Origin of the sequence: Mycobacterium sp. E796 (assembly GCF_001672815.1) — a bacterium.
GTDB lineage: Bacteria > Actinomycetota > Actinomycetes > Mycobacteriales > Mycobacteriaceae > Mycobacterium.
Genome location: NZ_LZKK01000379.1, coordinates 66,612 through 75,667, shown reverse-complemented (window position 1 = coordinate 75,667; position 9,056 = coordinate 66,612). Strand labels below are relative to the sequence as shown.

Annotated in this window: 9 protein-coding genes, 1 tRNA gene and 1 pseudogene; 7 read left to right on the top strand and 4 right to left on the bottom strand. The window is 65.1% G+C overall.

Annotation, left to right across the window (positions count from 1 at the left end; translation table 11 throughout):
- Window positions 1–252 (top strand): GNAT family N-acetyltransferase (locus A5706_RS31835; protein ID WP_156767443.1); only part of this gene is annotated, 252 nt, incomplete at its 5' end.
- Between the two features lie 9 nt (window positions 253–261).
- Here A5706_RS31835 and crcB (A5706_RS31830) read toward each other — a convergent pair.
- Both crcB (A5706_RS31830) and crcB (A5706_RS31825) read right to left on the bottom strand, forming a co-directional pair.
- Window positions 262–630, bottom strand: a complete 369-nt coding sequence (gene crcB, locus A5706_RS31830; protein WP_068140692.1) for a fluoride efflux transporter CrcB — start codon at window positions 628–630, stop codon at window positions 262–264.
- Window positions 627–1,064 carry a fluoride efflux transporter CrcB gene (crcB, locus tag A5706_RS31825; RefSeq protein WP_369831987.1) on the bottom strand — a complete coding sequence of 146 codons (438 nt, stop codon included), beginning with the start codon at window positions 1,062–1,064 and terminating at the stop codon, window positions 627–629. Before crcB (A5706_RS31825) ends, crcB (A5706_RS31830) begins: the two co-directional genes overlap by 4 nt.
- A 41-nt stretch (window positions 1,065–1,105) precedes the next feature.
- Here crcB (A5706_RS31825) and pgm point away from each other — a divergent pair, with 41 nt between their 5' ends.
- The 4 genes from pgm (at window position 1,106) to A5706_RS31805 (ending at window position 4,398) form a co-directional block, all read left to right on the top strand.
- Window positions 1,106–2,734: a phosphoglucomutase (alpha-D-glucose-1,6-bisphosphate-dependent) gene (pgm, locus tag A5706_RS31820; RefSeq protein WP_068140734.1), complete on the top strand. Its 1,629-nt coding sequence runs from the start codon at window positions 1,106–1,108 to the stop codon at window positions 2,732–2,734.
- 92 nt (window positions 2,735–2,826) lie between these two features.
- Window positions 2,827–3,957 carry an MFS transporter gene (locus A5706_RS31815; protein ID WP_068140681.1) on the top strand — a complete coding sequence of 377 codons (1,131 nt, stop codon included), beginning with the start codon at window positions 2,827–2,829 and terminating at the stop codon, window positions 3,955–3,957.
- A 56-nt stretch (window positions 3,958–4,013) separates the two neighbouring features.
- Window positions 4,014–4,089: transfer RNA gene (locus A5706_RS31810), tRNA-Ala, on the top strand.
- A 90-nt stretch (window positions 4,090–4,179) separates the two neighbouring features.
- Window positions 4,180–4,398 carry a hypothetical protein gene (locus A5706_RS31805; RefSeq protein WP_156767442.1) on the top strand — a complete coding sequence of 73 codons (219 nt, stop codon included), beginning with the start codon at window positions 4,180–4,182 and terminating at the stop codon, window positions 4,396–4,398.
- Window positions 4,399–4,529: 131 nt separating this feature from the next.
- Here A5706_RS31805 and A5706_RS31800 read toward each other — a convergent pair whose 3' ends face one another.
- Entirely contained in the window at window positions 4,530–5,339 is an 810-nt protein-coding gene (locus A5706_RS31800; RefSeq protein ID WP_068140673.1) for a DUF1906 domain-containing protein, read from the bottom strand.
- A gap of 108 nt (window positions 5,340–5,447) precedes the next feature.
- Window positions 5,448–6,854: an adenylate/guanylate cyclase domain-containing protein gene (locus A5706_RS31795; protein WP_068140662.1), complete on the bottom strand. Its 1,407-nt coding sequence runs from the start codon at window positions 6,852–6,854 to the stop codon at window positions 5,448–5,450.
- Window positions 6,855–7,015: 161 nt separating this feature from the next.
- Here A5706_RS31795 and A5706_RS31790 point away from each other — a divergent pair, with 161 nt between their 5' ends.
- Window positions 7,016–7,360 (top strand): hypothetical protein, encoded by a 345-nt coding sequence (locus A5706_RS31790; protein ID WP_068140660.1) that lies wholly within the window; start codon window positions 7,016–7,018, stop codon window positions 7,358–7,360.
- Between the two features lie 535 nt (window positions 7,361–7,895).
- A pseudogene (locus tag A5706_RS31785) lies at window positions 7,896–9,008 on the top strand (N-acetylmuramoyl-L-alanine amidase); the annotation flags it as partial.
- Between the last annotated feature and the right edge of the window lie 48 nt (window positions 9,009–9,056).

Below are 9,056 nucleotides of genomic sequence, written 5' to 3'. Positions count from 1 at the left end.
GCCGACGAAGAGTTCGTGAATCGGGGAATCGCCGGGTATATGCTGCCGTATTTCGTGGCGAGCGTGCTCGGCCAGGACCCACGGTGTCGCCGGATCATGTTCGATCCCGATTACCGGAACAAGACGGCGCGGCGATTCTGCGAGCGCGCCGGCTGCGCTTTCCTGGGCGAGCACGACATGTCGAATCGGCGAATGGCGCTGTATGCGCTGCCGCGCAGCCCCGACGACGTGCCCAAGCTCCGCGAGGCCTGAGCGCCGGGCTCAAACCTGCGACGCCGCCCACTGGCCGAGTACCACCGCGGCGATGCCCAGGGCGACGCTGACGACGACGTTGGCCAGCGCCGTCCACGTCTGGCGTTCCTCACCGAGGCGATGCGTTTCCAGCATCCAGGTGGAGAAGGTGGTGTAGGCGCCGACGAACCCGGTCCCCACGACCAGCGCCGCGTCCTTGCTCAGCGCCAGGCCACCAAGGAAACCCAGCAGGAAGGCGCCGCTGACGTTGACCGCCAACGTCCCGAACGGAAACGACCGGGCCACCCGGCGCGCCACCGCGCGGTCGATCACCAGCCGCAGCACCGATCCGATGCCCCCGACGAGCGCGACGCCGGACCAGACCAACACGGTCGTCATCGGCGCACCCTTACCCGCCGGACGAGAGCGGTCGCCAGGTAGACGGCCACGAATCCCAAGATGACGCTGCTGACGGTGTAGGCCGCGGCCATGGCCCAGTGGCCGTGCTCGATCATCCGGACGGTCTCGACCTGCATCGTCGAGAAAGTCGTTAAGCCGCCGCAGAATCCGGTGCCGAGCAGCGGGCGCCGGTAATTCGACACAGGTAACCGCTCCAGCAGCCGGGTGGTGAAGTAACCGACCAGGGCGGCGCCGACGATGTTGACGATGAACGTCGGCCACGGCCACTGATCCGTGTCACGGACGAGCACGGTGCTCAGCCCCGCCCGGGTCAGGGCGCCGATCGCTCCGCCGGCGAAAACCGCCGCCAGTTCGCGAAAGTCGGGTCTTGCCACGGGTCGCTTCCTTTCCGGCGGGTGAACGCTTCGCAGCATAGAGGGACATGCGACTGCAGCAGCGCGCAGAATTGGTAACCATGGCCCACCCGCGCGCCGGTCAGCCGGCCCAGCCCGAAGACCTCGTCGACCTCCCCCACCTGGTCACCTCGTACTACTCGATCGAGCCCGACCCGGACGACGTCGCTCAGCAGGTGGCGTTCGGCACGTCGGGCCACCGGGGGTCGGCGCTCAACGGGGCGTTCAACGAGGCCCACATCCTGGCCATCACCCAGGCCATCGTCGAATACCGCGCCGCGCACGGCACCACCGGACCGTTGTTCATCGGCCGCGACACGCATGGCCTCTCGGAGCCGGCATGGGTGTCGGCGCTGGAGGTGCTGGCCGCCAACGACGTCGTCGCGATGATCGACTCCCGCGACCGCTACACGCCGACGCCAGCGGTCAGCCACGCCATCCTGACCTACAACCGCGGCCGCACCGAGGGACTGGCCGACGGGATCGTCGTCACGCCGTCACACAACCCGCCACCCGACGGAGGGTTCAAGTACAACCCGCCCAACGGAGGCCCCGCGGACACCGACGCGACCAACGCAATCGCCAAGCGCGCCAACGAAATTCTGCGCATCGGATCGGGCGTGCGGCGGGTACCGCTGGCCCGGGCGCTGGAGAGCGTCGAGCGCTACGACTACCTCGGCACCTACGTCGACGACCTGCCCAACGTGGTCGACGTCGCCGCCATCCGCGAGGCCGGGGTGCGCATCGGCGCCGACCCGCTCGGCGGCGCCAGCGTCGACTACTGGGGCGAGATCGCGCAGCGGCACGGCCTGGACCTAACCGTCGTCAACCCATTGGTCGATGCGACGTGGCGGTTCATGACCCTCGACCACGACGGCAAGATCCGGATGGACTGCAGCTCGCCGGACGCCATGGCCTCTTTGATCGAAAACCGGCAGCGCTACCAGATCGCCACCGGCAACGACGCCGACTCCGACCGCCACGGGATCGTCACGCCTGACGAGGGGCTGCTGAACCCGAATCACTATCTGGCGGTGGCCATCGACTACCTCTATACCCACCGGCCGTCCTGGCCGGACGGCATCGCGGTCGGTAAGACCGCGGTCAGCTCGTCGATCATCGACCGGGTGGTCGCCGGCATCGGGCGCAAGCTCGTCGAGGTCCCGGTCGGGTTCAAGTGGTTCGTCGACGGGCTCATCGGAGGCACCATCGGCTTCGGTGGCGAGGAGTCGGCGGGGGCGTCGTTTTTGCGGCGCGACGGCTCGGTATGGACCACCGACAAGGACGGCATCATCCTGGCGCTGCTCGCCTCCGAGAGCCTGGCCGTCACCGGTTTGAGCCCCTCGCAGCGCTACCGGGAGCTGACAGCCGAGTACGGCACCCCGTTCTACGCGCGCGTCGACGCGCCCGCCGACCGGGACCAGAAGGCGCGGCTTTCCAAGCTCTCACCGGAGCAGGTGACTGCCACCGAATTGGCGGGCGAGCCGATCACCGGCAAACTGACCAGCGCCCCCGGCAACGGCGCCCCCCTGGGCGGGCTCAAGGTCACGACCGCCAACGCGTGGTTTGCTGCGCGGCCGTCGGGCACCGAAGACGTCTACAAAATCTACGCGGAATCGTTCAACGGATCCGAGCATTTGGCGGAGGTGCAGGAAGCCGCGCGCGAGGTGGTGAATAAAGTCATCGGGTGACCATTTCCCTCCGCCGTACCCGCCTGGGGGGGCGTGGTCCTCGTTCCGAACGGCTGCCGCGCGAAGTCTGGATCCTCAGCTGGGCCAACGTCATGGTCGCGCTGGGCTACGGCGTGATATCGCCGGCGATGCCGGCCTTCGCCCGTACATTCGGGGTCAGCATCGAAGCGGTGACCTTCTTGGTCACCGTCTTCTCGTTGACCCGACTGTGTTTCGCACCGATAAGCGGACTGTTGGCACAACGGTTGGGTGAACGGCGGATCTACATTGGTGGTTTGCTGATCGTGGGGTTGGCCACCGCCGCGTGCGCGTTCTCCCAGGCGTACTGGCAACTGCTGTTTTTCCGCGCCCTCAGCGGCTTGGGGTCGACGCTGTTTTACGTCTCGGCCTTGGCGCTGATGATCCACATCAGCCCGCCCGACGTGCGCGGGCGAATCGCCGGCATTTTCACCAGCTCGTTCATGATCGGCGCCGTCGGCGGCCCGGCGGTGGGCGCCCTGACGGCGGGCTGGGGGCTGACGGCTCCGTTCATCGTCTACGGCGCCGCGATGCTGGGCGTGGCCGTGGTGCTGTTCTACGGCTTGCGCAATTCCGCGCTGGCCGCGCCCCTGCCACCGACACAATCGACGGTGACGATCCGAGAGGCGTTGGGGTTCCGTGCCTATCGGTCGGCGCTGCTGTCCAACTTCGCGATGGGCTGGTCGGCGTTCGGGCTCCGCGTCGCGCTGGTCCCGCTGTTCATTTCCGACGTCATGGGGCGCAGCGTCGGTGTCATTGGTGTGGTGCTCGCGGCGTTCGCGGCCGGCAACGCCGTGGCCGTCATTCCCAGCGGCTACTTATCGGACCGGATGGGACGGCGCACGTTGTTGATCGTCGGCCTGGCGGCGTCCGGTGTGGCCACGGCCGGGCTGGGCGTCGCGACCTCGCTGCCCGCGTTCATGGTCGTGGGATTTTTGTCCGGCGTGACGACGGGCATCTTCATGTCGCCGATGCAGGCCGCCGTCGCCGACATCCTCGGCAGGGAGGCGCGTGCGGGCACTCCGGTGGCCGCGGTGCAGATGGCGTCGGATCTCGGCGCGATCGTCGGCTCGATAGTGGTCGGCTGGGTCGCCGAGCGACTCAGCTACGGCTGGGCGTTCGGCATCAGTGGGATTGTGCTTTTGATCGCCGCCGTTGCCTGGGTGCCGACACCGGAAACGCGGACGGCGCTCGAGCCGGCCTGAACAGCAACTTTGAACGACGGTTGCGGGTGGTGTAGCTTCGATGGGCACAACTTCTTGGGGCTATGGCGCAGCTGGTAGCGCACCACACTGGCAGTGTGGGGGTCAGGGGTTCGAGTCCCCTTAGCTCCACCACATCCAGTTAGATAAGTGGGGGTCCAACAATTAGCTGCGTCAGCGTCGGCGAAGCCCGGTGCGCAGCCGTTACCTGGGAGGGTTGAAAGCATGGCTGTTGATCCGGAAAGAATGCGCGAATGGCGTGATGCCGCCCAAAAGTATGCCGACACGGCGGTCAAGCTCGTACAGGCGTTGCCGGAGGAACCGACCGAACGCGATTACTCGAGGATTTCTATGATCGCGTCGATATCCGCGCTGTATTACGCGACGGCGTTAGACGCCGATCACTTCGGTGACGCGCCAGAGGATGTTGCACGGCCCGAATGAGGTCATAGCCTCACGCCTTCGGATCCGGATCGGCTGGTCGACTCGCCACATCTAGGTTGCTCGCCCCACCGTCCGGGTTTTCATTGGGATGGCGGCAGACCTCGCCGACGAGCGACCGCAACGCCCCAGGCTCACGGATGCAGGTTCCACTGACCGCAGTCTTCGGCAAGGACGTCGTTGACGTCGACTTCGAGTCCTCCGACGACTGGGCCAGGATTCGACGCCGTGCTCACCACGCGTTGGTAGAGCACCGCGGTCGGCTCGACTTGGCCGCGGGACCAGGAGCGGGTCTGCCAGGCCCACCGGTGGCCGGGCGTCCGCGAATTTCCGATTACGCCGTCGGCGGCGGCCCATTGGCACACATCGATACCGCCGTAGACGCCGGTGCGCTGCACTCCCAGTACGGAATTGATTCCGCGGAACCACTTGAGTGCCAGGTTGTTCCAGGTGTCGCGGTTTATGTCCTCGTCGACGCTGAAGAAGATCGGGGCACTCTGACCGCCACCCGCCGCGGTATGCAGCTTCCAGGCGGTGCGAGCATCGGCGACGCCGCCCTCGAACCCGCGCCTGAAGTCCGAAGGTGCTGTCCCGCCTGGCTTGCCGTATTGGTAATTGCTGACGATCATCAGCCCAGCAGCGGTCAGCTGCTCGGCGTAAGACCGGGTGATCGGCTTGGCCCCCATGGACGAGCCGGGACGCGATAGCGAGACGTAGTTGATGACCCCGGCGTGGCCGGCAGCTCGAATCTGCTGAGCTGGAATCTGGCGCATGGCGAAGTCGATCAATGTGGGGGTGGTGCCAACCGCCGCACCGGCGGTGGCAATTGCCGGCGCCGCGTACAACCCTGGCAGTGCAGGCATAGCGAGGGCGTAGCGCAATACGTCGCGCCGCGGAATAGCGCGCGGTCGCTGGAGACACACATTTACCGACAAGTCCCGCATCGCGTGATGTTAAGTATTCGACTTTTGCGAACAGAAGTAGCCGGCAGTAGTCGATATCAAATCGGTTTTTGCGGTTCACCGGCCTGAGTTATAGCGCGCGGTTGCGAGTCACGGAATCTCGTACACAACCATCTTGTCGGCGATGCCGCGCAGGGCGGCCTCCTTCCGAACCGGTCGGATCGACTCCTTCTCCAGGATGGCGGCGACTCCGGGCGCGTCGATCACGGGACCGGTGATGTGGATCTCCTGCGCCGTCGACAGGCTCTGCACCCGCGCCGCGATGTTGACGGTCTGGCCGAAATAGTCCTGCCGCTCATTCAGCATCACCGCGAGGCACGGCCCCTCATGGATGCCGATCTTCACGATCAGGTCGGTCCTGCCGCGGTCGGCATTGAGCTTTTCCATCGCGGCCCGCATCCGCAAGGCCGCGGCGAGCGCGTGGTCCGGTTGGACAAATGTCGCCATCACAGCGTCCCCGATGGTCTTGACCACGGCGCCCTTTTCGGCCGCGATGATTTCCAGGAGCGCATGAAAATGCGCGCGCACCAAGTCGAACGCGGCGAGATCGCCGACCCGCTCATAAAGCGCAGTCGACCCCTTGAGGTCGGTGAACAAAAAAGTCAGCGAGGTGATTTTGAGACGCTGATCGATGGTGAGATTGTCGGCCTTGAACACATCGCGAAACGTCTGGTTCGACAGCATCCGCTTGGCGGTGAGGAACGGCCTGCGGTTGGCCAGCACATTGTGGAGCGCGTCGGCGACAAAGACGGTGGGCAGTGTCCGCACGCTGCACCGATTGTCGAGCGCGAGCCGCAACGGACCGGGGCGCAAGGTGATCGACTCGGTCGGCGGATGCGCCTTGTTGAAGGTCAGCCCGAGCTGCTGCGTTTCCTCGGTCGGCTCGCCCTGGACGTCGATGAAGTGTGCGGAATGCGTCACCGGCTCGAAAACGATGATGAATTGGGGCGGAAGCTTCAACGACAGCACAGCCTTCTCGCCGGCGGCCAGCTCCATCGCATCCAACGTCGCTTCCCCGGTCAGCGAGGCAATAGAGTCCTCGCCGAGATCGATGCCCGAACTCCAGAACACCTGCTTGTAGTAGTCCCATAGCGGGAGCGTGTTGGGGTCGTGGGCGGCAATCCGCCTGACCTTGGGGCTGACCGTAAACGCCACCTCGACCTGCTCGTCGACGGAGGGCTCATAGCCGCACGCGCACAACCCGCAGCGATAGTCGTCCTCACGCAGCGATTTCAGCGTGTCATGCGCGTCCAGCACGCCACTGCAACCGGGACAAAGCACATTCCAGGTGAGATCGAACAGGCCAAGCCGCGAGGCATGCAGGAAGCCGGAAATCACCTTCTCTTCGTCGAAGCCGGTGCGCTTGGAAAAGTCCAGGGCGTTGATTCGATTGAGCTCATGATCTTCGCCGTCCTCGATCAGCCGCGCGACAGCGTCCGCGATGTCCGGATCCGCGGTGCGCTTCAGGGCCGAAAATTCAGACTGCAGGTCGCTCATGACTCCAACCTAAACATCACCGCAACCTGGCTAGCTGCGCCTTCGCTGATACACCAATGCCGGGTGACAGGACCCGGCGAGCACCACGGTCAAGTTGCTCAACACCAGTCGCTTCGAATTTGATCCGATGCGGGCTCGATCAATTCGATTATGGTCAATTCATGGGTGGCGAGTTCGTCGAGATCCGCATAACCGACCCCTGGGAATCTCTCCAGTCGACGCCCGAGGCACTCCGGCCGCGGCTGCTGGATTGGGAGATTGACGCCAAGGGCAGGCACGTCGCCTGGCGTTACCGGATAACCCGGTATGAGCAGGACGGCCAACCGAGGTGGTGGTTGGACGGCACCGGCCAGCACCCTTGGACCAGCGACGACGTCGAGTACCTAAAGGACGTTGCCGAGCATCACGCCGGCCGACTTTTGCGCAGACAGCGATGGCAGCCCAAGAGCATGTACAACGGCCAGGAGCCGCCGCTGTGGCTAGGTGGTCGAGGGTGGTCGTCATGAGAACTGGCAATTGTGGCCACTCGCCGACCGCGGCTGAATTCGACAGCTGACGATGCCGTTCGCTGACCCCGTGGAATTGTCTACCCCGCATCCTGTTGGGAACGCGTGCGTAAGGCGCAGCCCGTCTTTATTTGGCGTTATGGCCGAGAGGCAGCGAGAATTGGCTGTGACCATCAGTGGCTAGCTCGAGCCACGTAATCGGCTGGTGGACACATAAATACGTGTTTTATTGGTAACCACCGCGTTCGAAGCGGTAAGCGAGCACCAGTCGGACATTCGGGGTCGACTCGGGTCATCTGAGTTCCTGCGGCCCGGCCACGGGCGCGCGTCGGTTTGTCTGTGATGGGACTGCTTTGGCAGCACACGAACCCGTCGCTCGGCCGCGGCGGGTCGTGTTATCAATATCGTTGCCGCGGGTTACCGTGTTGCCGTGCCTGATTGGTGTGGGTGCTCGGCGTCACCGTCGGTTTCGCGCCGTGATGTTTTCAAATACGTTGCGGCCGCGCCAATTATGCTGGGTCTCGGCACCGCCGCAGCAGGGCTGGTTCATCCTCCGAGCGCGGGGGCGGATCCGGCTCTGGTAGCAGCGGTCGAAGCGCCGGGACAGTCGCCCAATATCTTCAGTCGTGCCGAGTGGGGCGCCGACGAGTCGATCCGCAGCCGGGCGCCGTTGTACGACAACGGAATCAAGGCGGGCATCGTGCACCACACTGCCGGCGTCAATGATTACGCGCAGCAGGACTCGGCCGCAATTGTGCGGTCGATCTACGAGTACCACACCCGCACCCTGGGATGGTCGGACATCGCCTACAACGCCCTGGTCGACAAGTACGGTCAGGTATTCGAGGGCCGATTCGGCGGGATGACGAGAGCGGTTCGGGGCACCCACACTGGCGGGTTCAACCGCAACACATGGGCGGTATGCATGATCGGCGAGTTTGACGCGGTGGGTCCCACGCCGGTTCAGGTGCACGCCGTGGGACGCTTGCTCGGGTGGCGGCTGGCCATGGATGGCATCGACCCGCAGGGCAGTGTCGCGTTGACCTCGGATGGGGGCCCCTACACCCGTTTCCCCCAGGGCGCCGCCATGAGCCTGCCGTGCATTTTCGCCCACCGCGACGTCAGCGATACCGATTGCCCTGGCAACCTCGGATACGCCTCGATGAACCAGATCCGCGACATCGCCGCGCGTTTCAACAAGCGCCCCAGCACCCAGGATCTGGCGCAGTCGCTACGAGGTAGTGCCATCTATGACCGGTGGCAGGCGATGGGCGGCATGAACAGCGCACTGGGCGCGCCGACGTCGCCGGAATCGCAAGGGGCGGAAGCCACACGCTATGTCGTCTTCGAGAAGGGAGCGATGTACTGGTCACCGGCCAGCGGAGCCCAGCCCGTCTACGGCGCCATCTACGCCGCGTGGGGCGCCCTCGGCTACGAACACAGTGCGCTGGGGCTGCCGACCAGCTCCGAAATCCAGGAGCCAGAGTGGCTCGTCCAGAATTTCCAACACGGCACCCTGAACATGGATCGTGGTAGCCGGGCTGTCGTCAGCATGATCGACGGTGTCGCTGCCGTGGTGCCGCCGCCGTCAGCAGACGGGCCGCCCGTGCAACTTGAGCGGTTTTCGCCGGCGCGCAACCGAGTTTGACCGGGCGGGTGTTCCCGACGCGCTCGGCGTCTGTGGACTGAGATTTAT